The sequence below is a fragment of the Psychrobacter sp. 1Y6 genome (assembly GCF_052258385.2).
In the GTDB taxonomy this organism is placed as follows: domain Bacteria; phylum Pseudomonadota; class Gammaproteobacteria; order Pseudomonadales; family Moraxellaceae; genus Psychrobacter.
Genome location: NZ_JBQQEW020000001.1, coordinates 1,446,088 through 1,472,000, shown reverse-complemented (window position 1 = coordinate 1,472,000; position 25,913 = coordinate 1,446,088). Strand labels below are relative to the sequence as shown.

17 protein-coding genes are annotated in these 25,913 nt (G+C 42.3%); 13 read left to right on the top strand and 4 right to left on the bottom strand.

Annotated elements, in window-relative coordinates:
* Positions 1-15: 15 nt before the first annotated feature.
* Positions 16-759: a DUF4124 domain-containing protein gene (locus tag ACTXGF_RS19940; protein WP_404692939.1), complete on the bottom strand. Its 744-nt coding sequence runs from the start codon at positions 757-759 to the stop codon at positions 16-18.
* Between the two features lie 202 nt (positions 760-961).
* Positions 962-2,371: a type I glutamate--ammonia ligase gene (gene glnA / locus ACTXGF_RS19935; protein WP_057760355.1), complete on the bottom strand. Its 1,410-nt coding sequence runs from the start codon at positions 2,369-2,371 to the stop codon at positions 962-964.
* 828 nt (positions 2,372-3,199) lie between these two features.
* On the opposite strand from glnA, the gene ACTXGF_RS19930 reads away from it, so the two are divergent.
* The 5 genes from ACTXGF_RS19930 to ACTXGF_RS19910 all read left to right on the top strand — a co-directional run bounded on the left by ACTXGF_RS19930 (position 3,200) and on the right by ACTXGF_RS19910 (position 7,761).
* Positions 3,200-3,823, top strand: coding sequence for an anthranilate synthase component II (locus ACTXGF_RS19930; RefSeq protein ID WP_443534286.1), 624 nt, complete (start codon positions 3,200-3,202; stop codon positions 3,821-3,823).
* 97 nt (positions 3,824-3,920) lie between these two features.
* Entirely contained in the window at positions 3,921-5,042 is a 1,122-nt protein-coding gene (trpD, locus tag ACTXGF_RS19925) for an anthranilate phosphoribosyltransferase (protein ID WP_443534285.1), read from the top strand.
* Positions 5,043-5,212: 170 nt separating this feature from the next.
* Positions 5,213-6,082, top strand: a complete 870-nt coding sequence (gene trpC / locus ACTXGF_RS19920; protein ID WP_443534283.1) for an indole-3-glycerol phosphate synthase TrpC — start codon at positions 5,213-5,215, stop codon at positions 6,080-6,082.
* Between the two features lie 107 nt (positions 6,083-6,189).
* A complete protein-coding gene (locus tag ACTXGF_RS19915; protein WP_179798976.1) occupies positions 6,190-6,921 on the top strand; it encodes a Smr/MutS family protein in 732 nt (243 codons plus the stop codon).
* Positions 6,922-7,128: 207 nt separating this feature from the next.
* Positions 7,129-7,761 (top strand): DNA-3-methyladenine glycosylase family protein, encoded by a 633-nt coding sequence (locus tag ACTXGF_RS19910; RefSeq protein ID WP_443534281.1) that lies wholly within the window; start codon positions 7,129-7,131, stop codon positions 7,759-7,761.
* Between the two features lie 60 nt (positions 7,762-7,821).
* Here ACTXGF_RS19910 and ACTXGF_RS19905 read toward each other — a convergent pair whose 3' ends face one another.
* A complete protein-coding gene (locus ACTXGF_RS19905; RefSeq protein WP_443534343.1) occupies positions 7,822-9,747 on the bottom strand; it encodes a mechanosensitive ion channel family protein in 1,926 nt (641 codons plus the stop codon).
* A gap of 499 nt (positions 9,748-10,246) precedes the next feature.
* Between ACTXGF_RS19905 and ACTXGF_RS19900 the strand changes: the two genes are divergently transcribed.
* The 8 genes from ACTXGF_RS19900 (at position 10,247) to ACTXGF_RS19865 (ending at position 25,206) form a co-directional block, all read left to right on the top strand.
* Positions 10,247-12,169, top strand: a complete 1,923-nt coding sequence (locus ACTXGF_RS19900; RefSeq protein ID WP_443534279.1) for a TonB-dependent receptor plug domain-containing protein — start codon at positions 10,247-10,249, stop codon at positions 12,167-12,169.
* Positions 12,170-12,520: 351 nt separating this feature from the next.
* Complete coding sequence (gene ahcY / locus ACTXGF_RS19895; RefSeq protein WP_191113667.1) at positions 12,521-13,945, top strand: adenosylhomocysteinase; 1,425 nt, start codon at positions 12,521-12,523, stop codon at positions 13,943-13,945.
* 13 nt (positions 13,946-13,958) lie between these two features.
* Positions 13,959-14,807: a methylenetetrahydrofolate reductase [NAD(P)H] gene (metF, locus tag ACTXGF_RS19890; protein WP_101204983.1), complete on the top strand. Its 849-nt coding sequence runs from the start codon at positions 13,959-13,961 to the stop codon at positions 14,805-14,807.
* A 300-nt stretch (positions 14,808-15,107) separates the two neighbouring features.
* Entirely contained in the window at positions 15,108-16,004 is an 897-nt protein-coding gene (locus tag ACTXGF_RS19885) for a 16S rRNA (uracil(1498)-N(3))-methyltransferase (protein WP_443569794.1), read from the top strand.
* A gap of 173 nt (positions 16,005-16,177) precedes the next feature.
* Positions 16,178-17,890, top strand: coding sequence for a putative bifunctional diguanylate cyclase/phosphodiesterase (locus ACTXGF_RS19880; protein WP_443534276.1), 1,713 nt, complete (start codon positions 16,178-16,180; stop codon positions 17,888-17,890).
* A gap of 708 nt (positions 17,891-18,598) precedes the next feature.
* The gene (locus tag ACTXGF_RS19875; protein ID WP_443534274.1) at positions 18,599-20,392 is read left to right on the top strand and encodes an acyl-CoA dehydrogenase C-terminal domain-containing protein; all 1,794 of its coding nucleotides are present in this window, start codon (positions 18,599-18,601) and stop codon (positions 20,390-20,392) included.
* Positions 20,393-20,739: 347 nt separating this feature from the next.
* On the top strand, positions 20,740-22,524 hold the full coding sequence (locus ACTXGF_RS19870) for an acyl-CoA dehydrogenase C-terminal domain-containing protein (RefSeq protein ID WP_101204979.1): 1,785 nt from the start codon (positions 20,740-20,742) through the stop codon (positions 22,522-22,524).
* Between the two features lie 237 nt (positions 22,525-22,761).
* The gene (locus tag ACTXGF_RS19865; RefSeq protein WP_443534273.1) at positions 22,762-25,206 is read left to right on the top strand and encodes a site-specific recombinase; all 2,445 of its coding nucleotides are present in this window, start codon (positions 22,762-22,764) and stop codon (positions 25,204-25,206) included.
* 139 nt (positions 25,207-25,345) lie between these two features.
* On the opposite strand, the gene ACTXGF_RS19860 is transcribed toward ACTXGF_RS19865, so the two are convergent.
* Positions 25,346-25,867, bottom strand: a complete 522-nt coding sequence (locus ACTXGF_RS19860) for an endonuclease V (RefSeq protein WP_443534271.1) — start codon at positions 25,865-25,867, stop codon at positions 25,346-25,348.
* Positions 25,868-25,913: the final 46 nt, after the last annotated feature.

Here is a 25,913-nt window from a genome sequence, read left to right as displayed (position 1 = left end):
CTTTATATTCAATCATTATTGAGACTGAGCAACTTCCTGTTGACGCAGTTTTAGCATCAATTTTTGATACCAAGCTAACTTTTGATAAGCCAACAGCTGCGCTGCCTTTCTTTTGTTGTCTTGCAATGTGGTTGTATTTTGAATCACGTATACAGTACGTGTGATTTGCTCAAGTGTTTGGCCAGTTTCGCTTTGTACAACCGCCTTGATTGTATGAGCACCTGGCAAAACATCAACAGTAGCAATAGATGCGCTCAAACCTTGTGCAACCTCTTTATCATCAAAATAAATACGGGCACTATCACCTGCCTGTAACGCAGGCTTAATCTGTACATTGACATCGATATTCTGTACGGGACGACGATAGGCTCTCTCTTCGCTAGGTTCAGTAATGGCTAACTGATAGTTTACTGGCGTGGTCACCTTAGTATTTATCGCAGGCGACTCAGTAGCAGTCGCTGTCTGCGACGCATTTGATGATTGGCGACTTGTATTAGAATTGGTTGTCGTATTCAGACTAGTTGACCTGCTCGTCTCATTACCTGTCGTAATAGCCATTTGACTGACTTGTTTGCCAGCTTGCTGCTCATAATCCTGTGGACGGTCAGTAAAGGTGACTTGACCGGTTTGCTCGTCGACCACCTTATAAATGGGTGCAGCATTTGTGAGAGGTGTACAAAGACTAGCTAGAGCAACCGTAGTCCATAACCCAACTCTAATCTTATCCTTCAAGAAACTCGGTTTTGCTAATAAAGTCATAATCCATCAACCTAGATAGTGTCTACTATTAATATAATTTTATAAAACTATTATGCGTGAGTTTTGACATGAAATCAGTAGCGATTTCAAAGAAAATTCAGCAATTGGACTGATACACTTTATTAATACGCATAAAAAAACCAGCTAAGAATAACTTAGCTGGTCTTTTTGACTCAAAATAACTGAGTGCTTTAGCGACTAATTAGCAGCTGTAGTACATGTCAAATTCAACAGGGTGTACAGTTACGTTCAGACGTTGTACTTCTTCTTCTTTCAAAGCGATAAACGCTTCTAGCATGTCTTCAGTGAATACATCGCCTTTTAATAAGAAATCATGATCGTCACGCAGTGCTTGCAATGCAACATCTAAGCTCTCTGCAACCGTTGGGATTTGTGCTTCTTCTTCTGGTGGCAAGTCATACAAGTTTTTGTCAGCAGCTTCACCTGGATGCATTTTGTTTTGGATACCGTCAAGGCCAGCCATCAATAGTGCAGCAAACGCTAAGTATGGGTTAGCCGTTGGATCAGGGAAACGTGCTTCTACACGTACCGCTTTCGGGCTGCTCACGTGTGGAATACGGATAGATGCTGAACGGTTAGATGCTGAATAAGCAAGTTTGATAGGCGCTTCATAATGAGGAACTAGGCGCTTATAGCTGTTCGTTGATGGGTTAGTAATCGCATTCAACGCACGAGCATGCTTGATAATACCGCCAATGAAATACAACGCTGTTTCAGACAGGCCAGCATACTCATCGCCAGAGAATGTGTTTACACCGTCTTTTGAGATTGACATATGTACGTGCATACCTGAACCGTTATCACCAACGATTGGCTTAGGCATAAAGGTCGCTGTTTTGCCAAACTGATGCGCAACGTTATGAACAACATATTTCAATTGCTGAACTTCATCCGCTTTACGTACCATCGTGTTGAATGCAACACCGATTTCAGACTGGCAAGAAGCAACTTCATGGTGATGAACTTCAACCGAACCTTCACCAACGATTTCTTCGATGCGTTCACACATAACAGCACGCATATCATGTGAGCTATCGATCGGTGGTACTGGGAAATAACCGCCTTTCACACGTGGGCGATGCGCCATGTTGCCCCACTCGTAAGTCTCGTTAGTCGACCATGCTGCTTCTTCAGCCGTGATTTTATGACTAACGCCAGACATATCGACTGACCATTTAACATCGTCAAATACAAAGAACTCAGGCTCTGGACCGAAGTAAGCAGTATCACCGATACCAGTAGACTTTAAATACTCTTCAGCGCGACGTGCGATAGAACGTGGGTCACGGTCATAACCTTGTAGCGTTGATGGCTCGATGATATCGCAAGTCACTACCACAGTCACCGCGTCAAAGAACGGGTCAACAAAAGCAGTTTCTGGATCAGGACGCAAGATCATATCTGACGCTTCGATACCTTTCCAACCAGCGATTGATGAGCCATCAAACATTTTGCCATCTTCCATGACATCTTCATCAACGGTATGCGCTGGGAAGCTGATGTGCTGCTCTTTGCCGCGTGTATCAGTAAAGCGAAAATCAACCCATTTAGCATTAGAGGATTGGATAAGATCTAATAGTTTATTCGACATGAATAGTCTCCGTTGTGTTGATCACGTAATTGCGATTTAAAATTATTAATATGATGTTCTTGTCCAAGAATGTCAGATGTGCTCTCAATACTAAAATAGCGCATTCGATATTATGCTTATTATCAGCACTATTTTGTGTATTAGTCAAGATGCTCATCTAAAGCGTTTACTCAATCAGACCAATATTTGTGCACATGGTCTAACATACGCCAATTCAATCCTAACGACATTCTAGCAATATACAACTCATAATGCTGAACTCTTCGAGCTCTTGTTAATAATTATTCTTAGACCAGTTTTTTGGCTTTAAAAATAATCATAACAGCAATAATGCAAAGGCTATGCCAATGTATTGACACTCCAACTCCAGATATAGTTGTAGGCAGATATAATTACCAATAATTACAGTGATTTATATATTTAATATCATTGGATATTAATTAATTCCCATCAAATTAATTGTTAGGGCAGCACTCAATTAGAGCACCAGTTGAGAACCAAAGGCACTTAATTGGTGCAAATACAAATATATTTATTATTGAAATGCTATTTAATAGTGCAATGCTAGTAGTTGAATTAATAACATTATCCCTGCTCAAACTATTCTCATTATCGACAAAATAATAAAAAATGTGTTTTTACTTGGTGCTTACTTAGATAGCCTATACCCTACATTTGATAGAAAACAAAATAGTGGTAAGATAACCGCGCGCAATAACCCCCTCTGTTATAGTCGTAGCTATTTATGTTTGGCAATCAAGTGACTCGATAACAGTGAGAACCAATTTTATGTTAAAAATATAATAAAACTGATAAGTTGAATCCTTAATGATTTTGATGATCGATAATTACGATAGCTTTACGTACAATATCGTACAGTACTTCGGTGAGCTAAAGCAGGACATCACTGTCTGGCGTAATGATCAGGTCAGCATTGAGCAGATTAAAAACCTTGCACCTGATGTTATTGTGATTGGCCCAGGTCCGTGCGATCCTGACCGTGCAGGTATTTCGCTGCAAGCCATTGAGACATTTAAAGGGATTATTCCCATACTGGGTATTTGCTTGGGTCATCAAGCTATCGGTCAAGCCTTTGGCGGCCAAGTGGTCAAAGCTGGCGAAGTGATGCATGGACGCTTATCAGCTATCTATCACAACGAGCAAGGTGTGTTTGCTGGATTACCTAACCCGTCACAGGTCACGCGTTATCATTCGCTCGTCATTGACAAGACAAGCCTGCCAGACTGCTTTGAGCTCACTGCATGGACACAGAATGCCGATGGTAGTATTGAGGAAATCATGGGTATTCGCCATAAGGCGTTTGCGGTAGAAGGTATTCAGTTTCATCCTGAGTCGATATTGAGCGAAGCAGGTTATCAATTGCTCAATAACTTTTTACAGACTCACGGATTGGCTACCCTGACATCCGATGAGCTACCGCAAGTTGGCTAGATTTGTCTAAAAGCACCTTGGCAAAAATACTGCTTTCATAAGCCTATGCCACATTTCACACAGATTCATATAAAAAATAATAGTAAGCGAGACCATAATGAGTACGAAAAAAATAGAAGAAACGCACACGCCAGAGAGTATTGCAAAATTGTCTGATGAACAAACACATCAACTGTTAACCACAGCTTTGGGCAGAATATTTCAACACATCGATTTAACTTTTGATGAGATGTATCAAGTGATGCTCATCATCATGCAAGGTAGATGTAGCGACGCTATGATGGGCGCTATCTTGACAGGCCTACGCATGAAAGGCGAATCCATCGACGAGATTACTGCATCAGCCAGCGCCATGCGTGCACTAGCCGCCAACATTAAACCAAAGAACTGCGACTACTTGGTAGATATCGTTGGTACTGGCGGCGATGGTGCTAATCTGTTCAATGTCTCGACTGCGTCGGCATTGGTTGTTGCGGCAGCTGGTGCACAAGTTGCTAAGCACGGCAATCGCGGCGTCTCAACCAAATCTGGTAGCTCAGACTTACTTGAGCAAGCAGGCATCAGTCTTGCGCTCACGCCAGAGCAGGCGAAAGACTGTATCGAAAACCAAGGTATTGGATTTTTATTTGCACCCAATCATCATAGTGCCATGCGTTATGCCAACCCTGTACGCCGTGAGCTAAAGGCACGTACCATCTTTAATATTTTAGGCCCATTGACCAACCCTGCTGGCACGCCAAACTTAGTCATTGGTGTATTTACTGCGCAGCTATGTGAGCCGATTGCCAAAGTGATGAAAAACTTAGGCGCACGTCATGTCATGGTAGTAGGCGCGAAAGATGGTCTTGATGAAATCAGTCTTGCGACTTCGACCACAGTCGCTGAGCTAAAAGATGGCGAGATATCAGTCTATGACATGATGCCAGAAGATGCGGGTATCGAGTCACAAACTCTTATTGGCCTCGATGTCGACTCTCCAGCACAAAGTCTTGAGTTGATTCGTGCTGCGCTATCTGGAGCCGACACTCATGACCGTGCCGTACTTAAAGCACGTGATATGATTGCGCTAAATGCAGGTGCCGCGATATACACCGCAGGACTTGCCAGCAACTACCCTAACGGTGTTAGCCGAGCACAAAAAATTATTCAAAATGGCGATGCTTTACTAAAACTTGAGTCTTTAGCCAACTATACCCAACAGCTAGTCGCTCAAGGTTAACTTATAAGCACTTATATACTGTCTATAGTCAAAAAAATCTAAAACGGATACAAGGCAGCCGACCACAGATTGTACAAATCGTACATCTAGGAAGGGAAACGCCGTAGCCATTTAGTAGTTATTAATAGCTCTCTGACTATATTTACATTTAACGATATTCGGATACCAGTATGACCACAATCCATTCAGACATACCGTCAGTGCTACAGCGCATTGTCGCCACTAAAGTAGAAGAAGTAAAAGCCGCTCGCGAAGCATTGTCTTTAGAGGACTTGCAAGCACAGGTCGCAGCTGATGATAAACCGCGTCGAGGTTTTGCCGCGGCATTACGTGCTGCTGGCACTAAAGAAAATGGTATCGGTATCATTGCTGAGATTAAAAAAGCATCGCCGTCTAAAGGCATTATCAATCATAACTTTACCCCTGCTCTATTTGCGCAGCAGTATGAGCAAGCGGGCGCTAGTTGTCTGTCTGTATTGACCGATCGTGATTACTTTCAGGGCGATGACAGCTACCTTATTCAGGCGGCTAATACCTCAAGTCTACCGATATTACGTAAAGACTTCATGATTGATGTCTATCAAATTTATCAATCTTACCTAATGGGCGCTGACTGCATCCTACTCATTATGGCATGCCTAGATGATGCGCAAGTGCAAGAGCTACATGCGCTCAGTATTGAGCTTGGTATGGACGTATTGATAGAAGTGCATACCAAATCTGAGCTTGAGCGTGCGCTACAATTGCCACGTTCAGCGCACAATATTTATGGTATCAATAACCGTGATTTGAATACCTTTGATGTGGACCTGCAAACCACGCTTGATCTTAAGAATATTTTAAACGACGCACTTGCTACTGATAGTGCTGAGCAAAAACCACTTATCGTGACCGAGAGCGGCATTCATAGCAGTGATGATATCCGTCTCATGTTAAACAATAAGATTCAGCACTTTCTAATCGGTGAACAATTTATGAAAACCGACCATCCAGGGCAAGCGTTACAATCCTTACTTGCGGGCGTCGCAGCAGACGGGTAAAGTAACTCAATAATTTATGCTTAAATATATGCTAATAGCTTGAACAATGTCTGCGCTATAGACATAGTTCAATCAACCATTCATCAATCAACGATACGTTAACTTTTATGTCAAACTCTCTATTTTCAAAAGAAATGCAAGACCAGCTCAAAGAACTCAAAGGCCAGCTGAGCAAGGGGCGTGATACCAATTCACCTGAAGGTGAAAATCAAAAGCCAACTGAACCGGTATCGCTACCGACTCAAAAACAAGTAAAAAAGACGGTTAAGCAGCTAGATAGTGAACATATCGATGACGATAAAGTTCTGTTTATGCAAGCCATGCACGGTGTCAATCAGCTAGAAGACAAAAATGTCCGCTCACCTGCCAGCGCAACTAAAGCAGGTAAGCCTGATGCAGCGACACTATCAAAACGTGCTGCAGCTCAAGGCAGTGAAGCCAGTGATCTAGGCGCAGGCTTGTCAGATATGCAAGCACTACTGAACCCTGTCGCTGCTGAAGCTTATTTGTCTTATAAGCAGCCAACACTGCAAAATAAAATCTTTGATCAGCTCAAAAAAGGCAAGCTGCGTTGGTATGATGCGGTAGATATCCATGGCTGTACGATAGAAGAAGCTCGCGAAGCGATGACTCAACTATTGAGCCAAGCCAAGCAGAAAAACGAAACTATGGTAAAAATCGTCCATGGTAAAGGTAGTGAAGCGATTTTAAAAACCTGTATCAATGGCTGGTTGCGTCAATTGCCAGAAGTATTAGCTTTTTGCTCTGCGCCACCAAAAGATGGTGGTAACGGTGCTGTATTGGTACTACTTAAAAAACCTAAAGCAGATGGCGAATAGGTCTACTGTTAGTGATATGGTACTACATCAAAAGGACTGCTTGTTTGCAGTCCTTTTTTTATCAATTATCCATGGCTCAGACACGGACTGTAACAATGCTTCCTTCAATGAACGCTCTCTTTAATGTACATTCCATTTAATGTTAGCTTCTCATTCTGCATTAATATATTGACTTGAGCTCCTTCTAATTATCAAAGCGGAATCACTATGAGCATACAGACTATTGAAAACACCAACGAACTAGAACAGCAAATTGCTGCACTGATTACCATTGAACCAAGGTTTGCTCCTGTCCATAAGCAGGTTGGTACCCCTAACCTTAGGCATAACGCAGGTGGGTTTGAGCAGTTGATGAGAGCGATGGTCGGTCAGCAGTTATCAGTTGCCGCCGCTGCCAGTATTTGGAAACGGTTGGTTGATGCAGAATTGATCACACCGCAAGCGATACGTGAAGCGACAGACGATAGTTTGAAGACGCAAGGATTGTCTAAGCAAAAAACTCGTTATGTACGTTCATTAGTAGATCATGATATAGACTTTTTAGCATTAGAAACTTTGCCAAATGAAGAAGTCATAACAACCTTGACAGCCGTGACAGGGATTGGACGTTGGACAGCTGAGATGTATTTATTATTTTCGCTAAAACGTGCAGACATACTTGCAGTCGATGATTTGGCCATTAAAGTTGCAGCCATGGAGTTGTTAGGCTTAGCAGAGCGCCCAACACCCAAGCAGCTAAAAGACTTAACTCAGCACTGGTCACCTTATCGTAGTGCTGCCAGTCTATTGCTTTGGTCGTACTACGGCTCATTACGTGATAAAACCGCAGTACCTTTATAGCTAATTGAGTAAAGACAGAGCTAGTATTATTCACCACTATTCATAAGAAAAGAGTCTCTTTTAAGGCTGGTTCCATATAGAAAAGCCAGATTTGTTTTTAGTGTGCTTAAACTTACTTTTTCTTAGCATATGACTTTTATGCTTTAGTGCCTTAAGCGCACCACTTCTGCTGACGGTCGCCATAGAGAATTTGTGGTGACTTGCAACATCATTTTTAGCCTTGTCGCTATCTTTACGAATATTAACGCCATCGTCGTTGTAATCTTTTCTATATACGCTTGTGTTTACTTCCTTGTTATCAGACACTTCATTATTAGCAGAGTTGCTACTGTTATCTGATTCATTTCCTTCTGCTGATTCATCAGTGCTAGTTCCCACATGATGTTCAAGCTCCGTTTGATTAACAATCAACTGCTGAGTCGGCAATGCATGTTCTACTTTATATTTCGCGACTTTCTTTAATATATCTACAAACAAAGCGTTTTGTTTGTCATAGAACTCAATGATACCAATAGCATTCACATAAGCTTGCAACTGAATAACATAGCAATCTTGGCGCAGCTCCAAAATATTGACCTGATTCCATTCTTGATTGGTCAAATCATGCTCTTTTATAAATTCATCCAAGTCATTAACCATTTTGAATATTACGTCAAGATCAGCGGTACGCTTAATATATAAGTAATGGAAAAAACGAAACATATCGCGAGAGGTAAAGTTTTCGATCTGCATCGATGAAAAATCACCATTTGGTACCGTAACAATCGTCCGCGACAAGGTCCGTACGCGCGATGAGCGAATACCAATATCGATAACTGTGCCTTCGTAAGTACCGAATTTACAGTAATCACCGATACGTACAGGTGAGTCTGCCACCACTACAACACTACCAACTAAGTTTTCGATCGTCTTTTGCGCACCAAGGGCTAACGCCAAACCACCCACACCCAGTGCCGCAATACCAGTGGTCAAATCAAAACCCAAATTACCAAAAATGACAATCACTGCAAATATCAGGAGTAGCGCTTTGACAACCTTGCGCAGCAGTCCCAAAATTGAGACACGCTCAGTATAGTTTTTCTTGTAGCTTAGATTTACCGCTCGGGTAAATATCGCATCGATCACTCGCAATAGTAGCCAAGTCAGCGCCAGCCAAGAGGCGATATCCGTAAAGCGATTGACCGGCTCACGCAGTGTTACCGATACGCCTGCATAAACCATAACCTCGGATAGTATCAATGCCATAATGACCACAGAAAGTGGCAATATTACCTTGTTAGGTAATGGCAATGGTGTACCACGCAAATACGGATAAACAATCCTTAACAAATGGTATAGCAACCATACCGCGACATAAGTGAGTACAAAGCTAGTCACAATCATGGTGAGCGCGGCGACCAAATCAGCTAGTTGATAACCGAAAAGCTTTTTACCATCTAAAGAATCAACGGTGTAGCGCGAGACCAAGGTCGGCTCAGTATTTTCTATCACCTCTGGTACTGAGGTCAGCGTATCGCTAGAGAATTGCCAATATTGTTCGTTCTGTTTTGAGACCACCCTTTCTAGCAATAGCGGAACACTTCGCTCCCCAATATTAATCACACCGACATTTTCTTGGCTAGGTGGCAGTTGGTCAGTTAGATTACCCTCAGGTGAATTGCTAATCTGTAGATCCGGCTGAAAACGCCCTCCTGCATCCAGTGCCTGTTTAAACTGTCGCACAACGGTCGTTGGGTTATCGGACTTAGATAAGTTGAGATAATTACTTGCCAGCAGATAATCATTTTCGCCCAGAGCACTGATAAACCCTTGTACCGTATGACGCGGCGTATCTCTTCCAAATGAATCAGGTAATGGCGTACTTACTGTCTCTCCACTACTGTCATTACCCACTCCCAAAGCCCCAGCCTCAACAGCGTAGGCATTATTTGGCAAGGCAATGCTCAACAGCATAGTCAGTAATAGCATCGCGACTATAAATGGCATCTTAGTAATAGCAGAGAATAAATTAGGAGAAGGACTGGGAGTCAGATTATGCTTGATAGACAAAACAAACCTCTTAGTTTAAAAATGGCATGATAAATGACAGGTGGCGTCCATACTATAGTAACAATTATTTATAACAGCAGTGCTTTTGATTACGCAATTTTGTAGCTAACTGTATTGATATTTGGTTTCTTACTCTACATGCGCTTCTAATATAGTAGGTATTTTTAAGGATAGGCTTCTCTTATAAAGTTGAATTATTTCTTCTAGAATATCTAAGTAAAGTAATTTTTAACTGACTATTTAGCAAGCTAACATGAATAACATTCAGCCTATCCTGAATAAACATTAGGTTAAAGTAGTTTATAAAGCAGGTTAATTTATAGATAATGAGCGCAGTTTTGCTTATATACTGTTTTTTGTAACTTTTGACCCCTTTTACGTCATAATAGTTACCTCTCATTTCTGCATTTTTAACTTGATTACTTTGGAATCGACTATGTCTGTATCACGTGCATCTTCACGTACCTATCTTCGTTTAAGTATTTTGAGCGCGCTTGGCTTACTTGCAGTAAATACCGCAATGGCAGCCACTTCTGAAAACACTTCCATCAACGATAGCAATTTGCCACAAGTTGAGCTTGATGAAATTATCGTGACAGCCACTCGCACACCTACTAAGACAAGTAATGTAATTGCGCAAACACGCGTAATTACTAAGGAAGAGTTACAACGTTATCAAGGTCAAACCGTAACAGATGTATTAAAGAATCAACCGGGCATCAACATCACTCAAAGTGGTGGTATGGGAAGTGTTAGTAACTTTTACATGCGCGGTTACGATAGCAAGCAAATACTTGTACTTATTGATGGCATCCGCTATAGCTCTATTTCTTTAGGCACGCCAGCATTAAACTTACTTTCTGCTGATCAAATTGACCGTATCGAAATACTATATGGTGCATCAGGCTCTAGTATATATGGCTCTGACGCTATGGGCGGTGTCATTCAAATATTTACCAAAGGCTCTAACATCGAGCAAAACAACATTTCAGTCACGGCGGGAGCAGGGTCTCACAACCTCTATAACTTGGGAGTAAATGGTCAATATACCAATCAAGATACAACGCTTAGCTTAGGCATTAGTCATACTGATACTGATGGTTTCAATGCTGTCGAAACTGGAAGCAATTTCAATCCAGATGACGATGGATTTGATATGACTTCCGCAAGCCTTGCTGTGACAAAAAAAATCGCACCTAATGTAAAAGCAGGTCTAAGCGCTTTATACAACAAATCAACGTCTGAATTTGATGGATTTGCTGATTGGACAACTGGGGCTGTACATCCTAATGCTCATAGTGATCAGAAAAATGGTTCAGCAACAGCATTTATTGAACACACTAACGATCTTGCTACTACTAAGCTAAGCTATGGTCGTAGTATCGATGAAATCTCTACTTATGAAGATGGTAATGATTTAAATAACAGCACTGTTTTTGATACTGAACAAGACCATGCACGTTTAGAAAGCCAAATTAAAGCAGGTGATGGTCATGCGATTTTGGGACTTGAACACTTAAAGCAAAAGATAGACTCTACTACTGAATACGATGTCGATAGCCGCACTATAAAAAGTGCTTTTATCGGCTATCAATTAGCCGACACGTATTACGACTTGCAAGCTAATTACCGTGTTGATGATAATTCCCAATATGGCAATGAAAGCACCTACAATATAGGTGCTGCTATACGTCCGTTAAAAGGTGTACGTATTGGTACAAGCTATGCCACAGGGTTTCGTGCTCCTACGTTTAACGATCTATACTTCCCAGGCTATGAAAACCTAAATTTAAAACCTGAAACCACTAAGAACACCGAAATATTCGTGGAGTATGTCACTGATAATCAGCTATCACGACTTACTGGTTACCATACTGATGCAGAAAACTTAATAGCATCTGGGGAAAATATCGGTGAAGCAAAGATCAAAGGCTTAAGTTTAACGTCAGATTGGCAAATCAATTCTTTCTTATTTGGCTTTGGATATAATTATTTAGACGCAGAAGATAGAAACCCTATAAAACCTGCATTTGGTGAGTCTACCTACGGTAATTACCTCGTTTACCGCCCTAAAAATAGCGGTTCAATTTATGTAGGCTATCAACAGCCAAAGTTTGATGTGCGGTTAGAAGCTAAATATACTGACGAAAGATTTTCCGACGCGGCGAATACGACTAAGTTAGATGATTACACCTTACTAAACTTAAGTGGCTCTGTTTACATTACACCTAATCTTCGTGCTAACTTGCGCGTTGACAATATCACTGACGAAGATTACACGTTATCTAATCAGTTCGGCACAGAATACAGCACCGACGGCACTAACTACTTTACCTCTTTAACTTATAACTGGTACTAAGCTAATTTAGCAATTAAAAACCTAGCGCTTATTTAAATATAAAAGGTCATCTACAGGTGGCCTTTTTTTATACCTATGAAAAATACGCAGGTGCTTATGCCATGATTGCTTATCATTTATCTCAGTCAATAGGTGACAATTAACCACTCATCTATTACAATAACGACCTCCGAGAGGTGTTGCGCCATAACAGTGATTTACTGCATTAACATTCTGTAGTTATGCAATCACAGGTTATGTTAGGCTCGGTTAACTGTCGAGAGTCCATATTTTTGGTCGCTCACAGCGCAAACAACGGCACCTGCGTTTTTATTCTTTTTATCATTCGTTAACCACTGATAGGAGCATATTATGGACGCAGTGTCTACTACACCATCTGCCCATACGATCGATCCCTCTTTCACTGACTATAAAGTCGCTGACATCAGCCTTGCTGATTACGGCCGTCGTGAAATCACCCTTGCTGAAGCCGAAATGCCTGCCTTAATGGGCTTGCGTCGCCGCTACGAAGCAGACCAGCCGCTTAAAGGCGCGAAAATCGCTGGCTGTATCCACATGACCATTCAGACTGCCGTACTTATCGAGACACTAGTCGCGCTAGGTGCTGAAGTACGCTGGACATCATGTAACATCTTCTCAACTCAAGACCATGCTGCTGCTGCAATTGCTGCTGCTGGTATCTCTGTTTATGCTTGGAAAGGCGAAACAGAAGAAGAGTATGAATGGTGCCTACGTCAGCAAGTCCATGTTGGCGGCGAAGCATCAGGCCAACTTTGGGATGCTAACTTAATCTTGGATGACGGCGGTGACTTAACTGCTTTAATTCACAGCGATTATGCAGAGCTGCTTGACAACATCCATGGTATCTCAGAAGAAACCACTACTGGCGTTCATCGCTTGGTTGAGATGCTTGGTAAAGGTACGCTTAAAGTACCAGCTATCAACGTCAACGATGCGGTTACCAAGTCTAAAAATGATAACAAATACGGCTGCCGTCATAGCTTAAACGATGCTATTAAACGCGCTACCGATATGTTCCTTGCTGGTCGCCGCGCTTTGGTTATCGGTTACGGCGATGTAGGTAAAGGTTCTACGCAAAGCCTACGCCAAGAAGGCATGATCGTACGTGTTTCAGAAGTTGACCCTATCTGTGCTATGCAGGCATGTATGGACGGCTTTGAAGTATTATCACCATACATCGACGGTGACAACACGGGCGGCGCAGCTAGCATCAACAAGCGCTTGCTTGAAGACACTGATATGATCGTCACCACGACTGGTAACTATCACGTTTGTGACCGTCATATGCTAGCAGCCCTTAAGCCTGGAGCTGTGGTATGTAACATCGGTCACTTTGATACCGAAATCGACACACAATTTATGCGTGATAACTGGCGCTGGGTTGAGATCAAGCCACAAGTTCATCAAATCTTCCGCTCAGACGATGAGAACGATTATTTGATCTTGCTTGCTGAAGGTCGCCTAGTAAACCTAGGTAACGCAACTGGTCACCCATCACGCGTGATGGACGGCTCATTTGCCAACCAAGTATTGGCTCAAATGTATCTGTTCGAAGAAAAATTCGCTGACTTGCCAGCTGACCAACGTACTGACAACCTATACGTAAAAGTATTGCCTAAGAAGTTAGACGAAGAAGTAGCTGCTGCGATGGTTGCAGGCTTTAACGGTACGCTAACTAAGCTGACCCAAAAGCAAGCTGAGTATTTGGGTGTGCCAGTTGAAGGTCCATTCAAGCCTGACGCTTATAAATACTAAAAGGAGCCTGACTGTGAGTAAGCCTGCTTTCTCCTTTGAGTTCTTTCCTGCAAAGACCGAGCAAGGTCACGAAAAGCTTCTCAGCACTTATGATGAGCTTAATAAGTTGTCACCAGCTTATTTTTCGGTAACTTATGGTGCGGGCGGTTCAACCCGTAGCCGCACCTTAGATATCGTACAAGCGCTAAGTGCACGTGGTACTACTGAAATCGCGCCGCACATGTCTTGTATTGGCGATGACAAGAGTGAAATCGCTGAATTGCTCGAGTATTATAAGACTTTAGGTATTAGACGCTTAGTAGCGCTACGCGGCGACTTGCCATCAGGTCAGGTAGGCATGGGTGAACTACCATTTGCGGTAGATTTGGTAAAGTACATTCGTGAGCATTCAGGTGATCACTTCCATATCGAAGTGGCCTCCTACCCTGAAATGCACCCACAAGCGCGGAGCTTTGAGTTTGATATCGATAACTTGGTAAATAAATACCAAGCTGGTGCCAATGCGTCGATTACGCAGTTTTTCTACAACGCTGACAGCTATCTTTACTTGCGTGATAAGTTAGAGAAACGCGGTATTGACACAGTAGCTCAGCCTTTGGTCGCTGGTATCATGCCAATTACCAATTCAAGCAATCTCTTGCGTTTTGCTGATAGCTGTGGCGCTGATATTCCGCGCTATGTACGCAAACAGTTGACGGATTTTGGTGATGATCGTAAGGCTATTCGTGAGTTTGGCTTTGATGTGGTTTATCGCTTGTGTGAACGCTTGATTGCCGAGGGCGTACCCGCTATGCATTTTTATAGCATGAACAAAGTTGAGCCAAACAAACGCTTAGTAGAAGCTTTGGGATTGACCGCTTAAACTTGTAAGCATTCTAGAATATCCCTCGATCATTCCTGAATACATTATTAATGACTGGCGCTTCTAGGAGCGCCAGTTTTTTATTGTCAAAATTTTGACCAATAACCCTTTACCGTTTTATTCATACACTTTATCTTATTTGATTTTTAAAAATTTCTTCACTGTGTAATAATGCTGCTCTAAAAATAATTATCTTTATTAAGAAAAATTCTCATAAAACAAATGTCATTAATTGTCTCAAGTGATATTCTATAGATCTAATAATAACTATACTCAATTAAATAATAGGAATAAGACCACGTGCGACGTTTTTTTTATGCCGTTAACAACGACAATGCTGATGCCTCATCACTACCTAAATTGGGTGAGTTACCGCTAGGTAGCAATGTCGAATTGCCAGATAGTGTAGTCCATCACTGGTGCCGTGTACTACGAGCCAATATTGGTGATCAAGGGATTTTGTTCGATGGATTTGGCGGCGAATATACAGTAGAGCTACAGGCAATCAGTAAAAAAAATGCCACGGCTACTTTGCTTACACATATAGATGACGATCGTACGCCGCCTACTATCACTCAGATTGGTTTGGTAATGAGCCGTGGTGAGCGTATGGACTATGCTATCCAAAAAGCAACTGAGCTTGGAGTGACTGCTATTCAGTTGCTCAGCAGCCACCATGGTGAAGTCACATTGAAACCCGCTCAAGTTGAGAAGAAACTGGCGCACTGGCAACAAGTGGCAATCGCCGCTTGTGAACAATGCGGTCTTAATCGCCCACCTCTTATTCTTGCGCCACAATCTATCAATGAATGGCTAAGTAATACCAATTCTGAGGCTACGGCTACTGAAGCTATGGCTACTGACGTTACGAAGGCGCAAATGGCCGTCAGTTCTATCGTTTCTGTGCTTAGCCGTGATCCTTACTACCAAGTATTAGCAAACGCTGCAGATCTGTGTATGCAGATGAGCGTACCAGCAGCAGGACAGCCTGCCATGCCTAACGCTTTACCCGTTACTCTCAAACAACAGACCCCTTATATCAAACTGTTGATCGGGCCTGAGGGTGGTCTGAGTCAAGATGAATGTCAGCAGGCACAGAGTGTTGGATTTGAGCCTTGGCAAATCGGCACAAGAGTCTTGCGTACCGAGACTGCACCAGTGGTAGCGTTAGCTACTTTACATGCTTTAAGCACCTAGTAAAAACTGATAAGTATTAGTATGACTATCGTAGTTTTTATCTTTTATGCTTATAGTCAAAAATAACGTCTGTTCTGTATCGTACACAGTAAAACGCGATGCTAACTCAATGTTAATAAATTGATAATGCAGTTCTTATTTTTATAAGCCCTTATCTTTTGTGAGCCACTATTATGAGCAATTTTGACACTATTCCAGTATCAATCAAGCAGCAGTTGATGAGTACGCTATGTGAACAGCTTGAAGACGCCATATTTGTATTAGATGATAATTTACGTTATTTAGCGGTCAATGCCAGTTATGAGCTTATGATTGGCTACAAAGAAGAGTTCTTGGTTGGTCGGCCACTTGGTATTTATGCTGCCGAATTTTTATCAGAAGCAGAGCAGCTGATCTTGAAAGACATCAGTAAAAACCTAGACAGTCATGGATTTTACGAACTTGATTTTTCGATGATCAATCGTTATGGCGAACCTATTGATTGCCATGTCACTTATCGCAAGATTTATGTCGAACAGACAGCCTACCATGTCGGTATGTTGCGTGATATGTCATCCGTTATCAAAGACCAAAAACAGGTCGCGCATTTACTCAACTATGATCAGCTTACGGGGCTTCCTAACCGCAAGGTGTTTTTGAGTCAGACAAGTGACATGCTATTGGATAGTTACCAAGAGGTTGTCCTTGTACGCTTAAATATTGATCGCTATCGCAATCTTGCCAGCCTACTAGGGCCTGATGGTGCCAATGACTTAATAAAAAACTTTGTAGAAGAAGTCGAGAAGCTCAAACTGCATAATTTACGCTCTTTTTCTCACTTTGGTGGTGATGATTTTGCGCTACTGTTTGAAGTTAAAGATGCCAATATGGTACGTCATCAGCTAGACACACTTATGCAAATGTGTGAACGCCCCTTCTCTACTGATAAGAGCCATGCGACAGATGCAAATATTTACTACCATATCTCTGTGGGTGTCAGCTGTTTTCCAAAAGATGATAACGAAGTAACCGGTTTATTGACCAAAGCAGAAAAAGCATTGGACTATGTCAAGCAGCATGGTGGCGATGATATTCGCTGGTACGACGAGGCAATTGAAAGCGCCACCGCTGGTAGCTTAGAGCTAGAGTCTGAGCTTAGGACTGCTACCCTTGAAGGTCAATTCGTTCCTTATTATCAGCCAAAGTTCTCATTAGAGACTGGGGCTATCACAGGTTTTGAAGCATTGGTACGTTGGCAACATCCTACTCGCGGATTACTCAAACCCATTCATTTTATCAATGCCATTATCGCACACAAGCTATCCTTTGATTTGTTTTCGCAACTAGCCATTAAAATCGTCAAACAACTAGCCGTTTGGCAACAGCAAGGGTTTCATCAACACGTCTGTATCAACGCTGATGCCGCTGAGTTCAGCCACCCTGACTTCTTTGACATGGTGAGCACACTACTGACAGAGAATGGTGTTGCTGCCCATCAGTTGCATATCGAAGTGACCGAATCGTCTTTGATTCAGCGTCATGATAATGTAAAAAAACAGCTTAACTCGCTTAGAGAGCTTGGCGTGCGTCTAGCGCTCGATGATTTCGGTACTGGTTATGCATCATTGAGCTACTTGCAAGAATACCCATTTGATTTTATCAAAATCGATAAGAGCTTTATCTCCAATATTGAAACCGATCGTACCCAGCACGCGATTGTAAAAGCCATTTTAGACTTAGCAGTCGCTTTAGATATGCAGGTCGTTGCTGAAGGTATCGAAACTGAGCAGCAGCGCGATGTGTTATTAGATATGGGTTGCAAAATTGGTCAGGGCTATTGGTTTAGCAAACCTGTGGCTGCTGATGTCGCCACTGCGATGCTGATTAAACAAAATGCTTCTGAGTAAACGCTAAGCTATTCGCTATAAGTTATTGATCATAAACTACTATAATCATCCACTATAAAATTATTACAGCGTTAACCTCGCTTGAAGTATCGCATATACATCTGCACTCGGTTGCCTTGTACTACTTCTAAATTGAATCGACTATATGTTAAGACTCCTAGCATACGAGCATGTTTAACGCCTATTACAGTTTATTGCATTTATATCTGTGATATTGGTTGCATGCTTGGTTCTACCAAATAGTGTTGTAATTTATACCGATGCGTTTGTCTTTATGGCGAACGCTATTTTTTTGGCTGTCATTTTTTCACGTTAATACTAATCATATAAAGGACTATCTGTCTTAGTAACGTTAGAGTTTTCATATGCTTAATGCTGCTGTTTCCTAGCGCCTAACGTCGATTGCATAACCGATGCAAGATAGGTTCATGACTTATCAGTCCTGTCACCAAACTTGTATAATCACCTATGAAAGCCTATCTTTTATAGTGAATTTGTTAGAGCACATTTATTCTCTCATTGACTCTGACAATCACCACTCTTTTTAACACTATTTTATGTAATCGATAGCATGGTTAACCTGCTTTACTGTTTATCATTTATTTAGATTTTCAGATTGGCTAGGTAATAATAACGCACTAGAGGATAGTGCGACCATATGCTCATTATTGGCTATGATCGGTTACATTCCAAAAAGGACAGGAAGTTATGCAATACAAAGCGCCCTTACGTGATATCCAATTCGTTATGCATGAACTACTCGATAGTGAAAGCCACTACAAAACTTTGCCTGCGTTCCAAGAAGCTGACCGTGAGCTAATGGACAGCCTGTTTGAAATGGCTGCAAGCTTTGCTGAAAACGAACTGTCACCATTGAACCAAAGCGGTGATGCTGAAGGCTGTAAGTTTGACAATGGTAAGGTCACCACGCCAAAAGGCTTCAAAGAAGCTTATGACGCATATTGTGAGCTTGGCTTCCCTGCTTTATCTGCTGAAGAAGATTTTGGCGGTCAAAACATGCCGTTCTCATTGTCTACTGTCATCAATGAAATGGTTGGTACGGCTAACTGGTCGTTCTCTATGTACCCTGGCCTATCACATGGTGCTATTCAAACCATCGAGCATCATGGTACTGACGAGCAAAAGCAAACCTATTTAGAAAAAATGGTTACTGGCGAATGGTCAGGCACCATGTGTCTTACTGAAGCGCATGCGGGTTCTGACTTGGGTATTATCCGTACCAAAGCTGAGCCTAAAGAAGATGGTAGCTATAGCATCACGGGTCAAAAGATTTTCATCTCTGCCGGTGAGCATGATCTAACCAGCAACATCATCCACATTGTATTAGCTCGTCTACCAGGCGCGCCTGCTGGCACCAAAGGTATCTCATTGTTTATCGTCCCAAAAATGACGGTCAACGCAGATGGTAGCATTGGCGAAAGCAACAATGTCGTTTGTGGCTCTATCGAACACAAAATGGGTATCAAAGCCTCTGCAACTTGTGTCATGAACTTCGATGGCGCAACAGGTTACTTGATTGGACCTGAAAACCGCGGCCTACAGTGCATGTTCACTTTTATGAACGTAGCACGTATCGGTACTGCTGTACAAGGTTTGACTGCAGCAGAGTATGCATTCCAAGGTTCATTGACTTATGCAAAAGACCGCTTAGCGATGCGTTCACTATCAGGTACGAAAGCACCAGAGAAAGCAGCTGATCCTATCATCGTACATCCAGCTGTTCGTAACATGCTATTGACTGAAAAAGCCTTTGCTGAAGGTGGTCGTGCGCTAGTTTATTATCTCTCACACTTTGCAGATACCGTCGCAAAAGGCGAAGGCGAAGAGTTGAAGTTTGCTGATCAAATGTTGTCACTACTGACGCCAATTGCTAAAGCGTTCTTGACTGAAACAGGTCTAGAAGCCGCTAACCATGGTATTCAGGTTTATGGTGGTCATGGTTTCGTTAGCGAATGGGGTATGGAGCAGAACGTACGTGATACGCGCATTTCTTGCTTATACGAAGGTACCACAGAGATTCAAGCGCTTGACTTGCTAGGTCGTAAAGTCTTGGGTTCACAAGGTAAGCTACTTGCGAACTTTGTAAACGTTATCCAAGAATTCTGTGAAGAAAACAAAGAAAATGACGAGATGGGTCAATTCATTCGCCCACTTGCCAAGCATCTTAAAGAATGGGGCGATTTGACTGCACGCATCGGCATGCAAGCAACTGAAACTCCAGACGCTGTCGGCGGCGCTGCGGTAGACTATATGTATTTCAGCGGTTATGTAACTCTAGCTTACTTATGGGCACGTATGGCACTGGTTGCTCAGACTGCTATCGCAAACGGTACTGGCGAAAAAGCATTCTATGACGCTAAAGTTAAAACGGCTCAGTTCTACTTTGCTAAGCTATTGCCACGTACTACTACGCACGTACAGCGTATCAGCACTGGTGTGGAGCCATACATGAGCATGGACGTTGATCAGTTTACCTTTTAATTAAAGCGCTAAACTTCGTAATCGTATAATCAGAGCGGCAATATACTTCGGTGTGTTGCCGCTTTATTTTGCGCGTGCTTATGACAACTATCAACATAGTTTTAACAGTAGCAACTATCTATAAGCACCGACCCGCCTACCTTCTCACATTATAGTTATCAATGAGGCATCTATAAGCACTTCAATAGCCGCTGCTAACTTTTGGTGTACGCACAATTCACGAAGAAATACACTCGCTCACAAGCTTATTTGTTAAACTTTGATTATTAATCGCTAAGGTTATACCAAGAAAACAGTTGATAATCTTAACAACTTCAATTTTAATTATTTGAACCAAAGGAATGTTTATGGCTGTTTATAATGCCCCTCTTAATGACATGCGCTTCATCTTAAATGACGTATTCAAGGCGCCAGAGTTTTGGCAAAACAACGAAAACTTGGCTCATGTCGACATGGAAACTGTCGATATGATTTTAGAAGAAATGGGAAAACTGTCAAAAAACATTCTACTTCCTATTAACCGTAGCGGTGATGAAGAAGGCGCAACTTTCGAAGGTGATGGCGTCGTCACGACTCCGACAGGATTTAAAGAAGCCTATAAGCAATATGCTGAGTCAGGCTGGGTTGGCTTAAGCGGTAATGCTGAATACGGCGGTCAGGGCTTCCCTAAAATGGTTACCATGCTCACCGAAGAGATGGTTTTCACTGCCAACCAATCATTTGCCCTGTATCCAAACCTAACGGTTGGTGCGACGCTTTGTTTAAATGCAGCTGGCTCTGAAGAGCAAAAGCAAACTTATCTAGAAAAAATGTACAACGGCGAATGGGCTGGCACTATGTGCTTGACAGAGCCGCATGCTGGTACTGATTTAGGTATTATCAAAACCAAAGCCGTGCCTAATGATGATGGTAGCTATGATATCTCTGGTACCAAAATCTTTATCACTGGTGGTGAGCACGACCTTACTGACAATATCATTCATTTGGTATTGGCAAAAACACCTAATGCACCAGAAGGTTCAAAAGGCATTTCACTATTTGTCGTACCAAAATTCTTGGTCAATGCAGATGGTAGCTTAGGCGAGCGCAATACGTTAGCGGTAGGCTCTATCGAACACAAAATGGGTATCAAAGCCTCTGCGACTTGTGTCATGAACTTTGATAATGCCAAAGGCTGGATGGTTGGCGCGGAAAACACTGGTCTATCATCAATGTTCATCATGATGAACTATGAGCGTGTCACTATGGGCTTGCAAGGCCTTGGTGGTTCTGAGCTTGCCTATCAAAATGCAGCGTTATATGCCAATGACCGCGGTCAAGGCCGTAGCGATACCCAGCTACAAAGTCCAGAAAAACCTGCTGATGCTATTATTCATCATGCTGACGTCCGTCGTATGCTATTGAATGCTAAAGTAAACACTGAAGCGTCGCGCTGTTTTGCGATGTACGTTGCCAAAAACCTTGATGAAGAGAAGTTTAGTACCGATCCTGAGTCAGCCAAAGCGGCTGCAGCTCGTGTTGCTCTATTGACACCGGTTGCTAAAGCGTTCTTGACTGATAAAGCACTAGAAGCAACTGTTGATTGTCAGCAAGTCTTTGGTGGTCATGGCTATATCCGCGAATGGGGTATGGAGCAGATCGTTCGTGATACACGTATTGCGCAGATTTATGAAGGTACCAACGGTATTCAAGCGCTTGATTTGTTAGGTCGTAAAGTTGCTCGTAACAACGGCAAGTACGTCACTCACTTCTTGGGTGAGATTCGTGACTTTGTTAGCAACATGCAAGCAGATCATGCTATCAAACAAGCTACGTTGAATGCAGCAGATACCATCGAAGAGCTAACCACAACTGTGCTTAACAACATTGGCGAACGCAAAAACGAAATCAATGGCTGTGCGGTTGACTACATGCATGCGTTTGGCTACCTTGCTTACTCATACATGTTTGCGTTGATGGTAGAAGCCGCTAATGGTAAAGAAGGCGAGTTTTATACCAATAAAGCCAAGCTTGCGGATTACTTCGTTGGCCGTGTCCTACCGCGTATCGATGCTCATGCCCAAATGGTCAAAGCTGGTAGTGACCCAATGATGAACTTTGATCTTGCTTATTTCGACGTTCCTGCAAGCTAAGCTAGCTTTACAACTAACCTAAAATACCTTGATTAAAAGGACAGTCGTGTTACTGTCCTTTTTTTTGTCAAAATAACTGCTAACAAAATAATTCAATATCAATTGGCAGTTCCGATTAAAATAACGCAAGACAAGATGTCGCTCGACTACAATTGAACGATTGGTAAACATTACTCAACCACTTATACCGACTTAAATAATAAAAACGATTGAAACAACCATGATAAAGGGTGCGACGTGTCAGAATTAAAACGCATTTTACAACAGATTACCGCCTTGAGCGACGTGCCAGATCCTGCGGTACTCAAACGCTTGATTGATGAGCTACGAGTCAGTGATAAAGAACCTGCATTGGCCAACGAAAAAATTCAATCCCTTATTGATATCATACATCAGCATCCAGAATATGGAGATGGGCTGTCTAGTTTTGTGCTAAAACTGATTATCCAATATCGACAAATTGCGCTGTATACCGATACTGGTATTATGTCCGACCAAGGGTTTTTTAACAGTTTACGCCGGTTGATTGGCCATCGGTTTTTACCATTATTACCACAAGACGACTCTGTCGTAGAATTGGTGGGCTACTTATTTAATAAACGCTCTGATGAACGCTGGCTGGCCAATATCGAAAAGGAAAAATGGGACAAACTGGTTGAGCTGGTTCGCGTAGAAGAGAAGCATTTAAATCTAGTAGCTACCGCAAAAAACAGTATTTTAAACGCCATTATCATTTTATCTTATCGCATCAGCGGTATCGGCTTGCACCCTGATTTGATGGAGTCCTATCCACAAATACTGAACTATTCCGCATCTTTCGTTGCACAAAATCAAGAAGCCGTACTCTTCGTCAATCAATATCGTCAAGCACATGAGCTTGACACCTTGACAGATATTACGCCCGAGCAAGCAGTCGACCCTGCGCCCCTATTGGTTATGCTGGAACAGTGCGAAGATATCGTCGCTACCGTACGCAAGCGGATTTACAAAACTGGTATCTCTATTCGTTTGACCAATATGATGCTGCGTTTGGATCAAAGCTTGCAGCGTATGCGGATTTTGACTGAGCTGGTCACAGACGATAATCAAAAGCGAGATCGCGCTGTTATCGAACTGATACAGGCGCTCATCACTACGGCCAACCAGCGCTATAGTATTGGTTATTTGATTGATAACAATACCAAACTACTCTCTCGCAAAGTCACAGAAAATGCCAGCCGCGTCGGTGAGCATTATATTAGTACCGATAAAGCTGGCTATCAAAAGATGCTCAAAAAAGCCTCTATTGGTGGCTTTATCATCGCATTTATGGCAACCATAAAAATACTGGCGTATCACTTAGCGCTCGCGCCCATGGGTCGTGCGTTCATCAACAGTATGATCTATGGTTTGGGCTTCGTATTTATTCATGTTATTCGCGGCACAGTCGCGACCAAGCAGCCAGCCATGACCGCGGCTGCAATCGCTTCTACCATATCTGAAGGCTCTGGTAAAAAATCGCATCAGTTGACCAAGCTATCAGAATTGGTCGTCGATATCTTGCGCACCCAGTTTATCGCTATCATGGGTAACGTCATGTTGGCCGTACCCGTCGCTTTGATTATCTCTTTTGCTTGGTTGCAATATACTGGCGCGCCAATGATCGATACCGAAAAAGCAGGACACCTGCTACATGATCTCGACCCGTTCCACTCATTAGCACTTCCCCATGCTGCCATTGCTGGGGTTTACCTGTTCTTATCTGGTTTGATTGCCGGTTATTACGATAACTTGGCAGTTTATAACAACGTAGGCGCGCGTATACAACGTCACAGATTGTTGAAATACATATTGCCTAGCTCATGGCTTCAGCGTTTAGGCGGCTTTATAGAAGCCAACTTGGGCGCTATCATGGGTAACTTCTTATTCGGGGTGTTCTTAGGTAGTACCGCGACTATCGGCTATATCTTCGGCTTACCAATTGATATCCGTCACATTGCCTTTGCTTCAGCAAACTTGGCACATGGCCTATTCAATATATCTGCTGATGACATCAGCTGGAGCCTCATTCTAATTTCTATACTTGGTGTGGCCCTTATTGGTTTGGTCAACTTAATTGTTAGCTTTTCGTTGGCACTGTTTGTCGCCCTGCGTTCTAAAGAAGTTCGCTTTTTTGAATGGAGTCGCCTCACAAAACTGGTATTTGGTCATATTATTAGCCATCCGTCTGACTTTTTCTGGCCACGTGATAAGCCAATGAAATATGCGCGTATCGATAGTCAGGGTCACATGATATTTGATGATACCTCCGCACAAAAAAATGGTAAATCCATACCAAGTAATTATGTGGTAAGGCGTTTGTCCGATGTCAGGATACTGCCTGAATCTAAACATGCTGATGCTCAACATTCCCAGACGAATACTGACATCAACTATGAAAAGCAGCCGACAGATGAGCATACGCAGCCGTACAGCTCTCCTGAAAAGGTAATGGATCTGGACGATGGTTTAGTCGATGACGAACTAAACAGCGTTCCTTATACCGATGATATCCAATACGATAAGGTCACCAAAACGATAAGTGCGGTTGATAGCGACGTTGTTAGTGATGAGCCATACCATATTGACTCTGATGACAAGCAAACTGGTGATGCAAAAACACCTTTACCGAAACCTAAAAAACCACCGAAGCTGCCTAGTTAAATAGGTAGTTGCGGTGGCTTTATGCTCGATCGTCTGTTGATATTAAAATTATTTGTCATAAGACCTGTTATGGGAAGAAGATCGGTTCCCTAGTTAGAGTTTGGCTGTAGTCCAAACTCTTTCAATAGGTATATATGTTCTAATTGATGACACGGCCTAGTTTATCTACATCAGAGACCATTTTAGGCATTCGATGTTCACCTTCCATTTCACTGACCATCTTTTTCGCCGTTGTAATGTTTATACCAATACTGGTGACATATAGAGGGTGCTTACTTATTCCTCGCCAAATGGCATAATCTTCTGTAATGTCATAAAAATTATTTTTAGCGATGCCAATGATTGGCTTTTTATTGACTAGGTTGTCATATAAATACTTACCCAATCCTGCTTTGCTAACACCATCCAGAAATACATAGCCGTCGATGATAATGGCATCAAAAGGTTCGTCAATCTGGTTAATCAAAGCCAGTAAGCAAGGCATTTCTCTTTTATAGAACTGACCTGACTCATAAGGCGCAACGTCATTAACTTCTACAGTATATTCATTTAGAATACGTGATTGCTTAATGCCTTCGAAGCGGATACCTGCAACAGTTGCTGTAACAGCGTCGGTTTCTTGGCCTTCTTTATAATGTACGTCTAGAATTAGGTAAATCAATTTATTACTACCTTAAAATACAGATGACTTAATTTTAGTGCTTCAA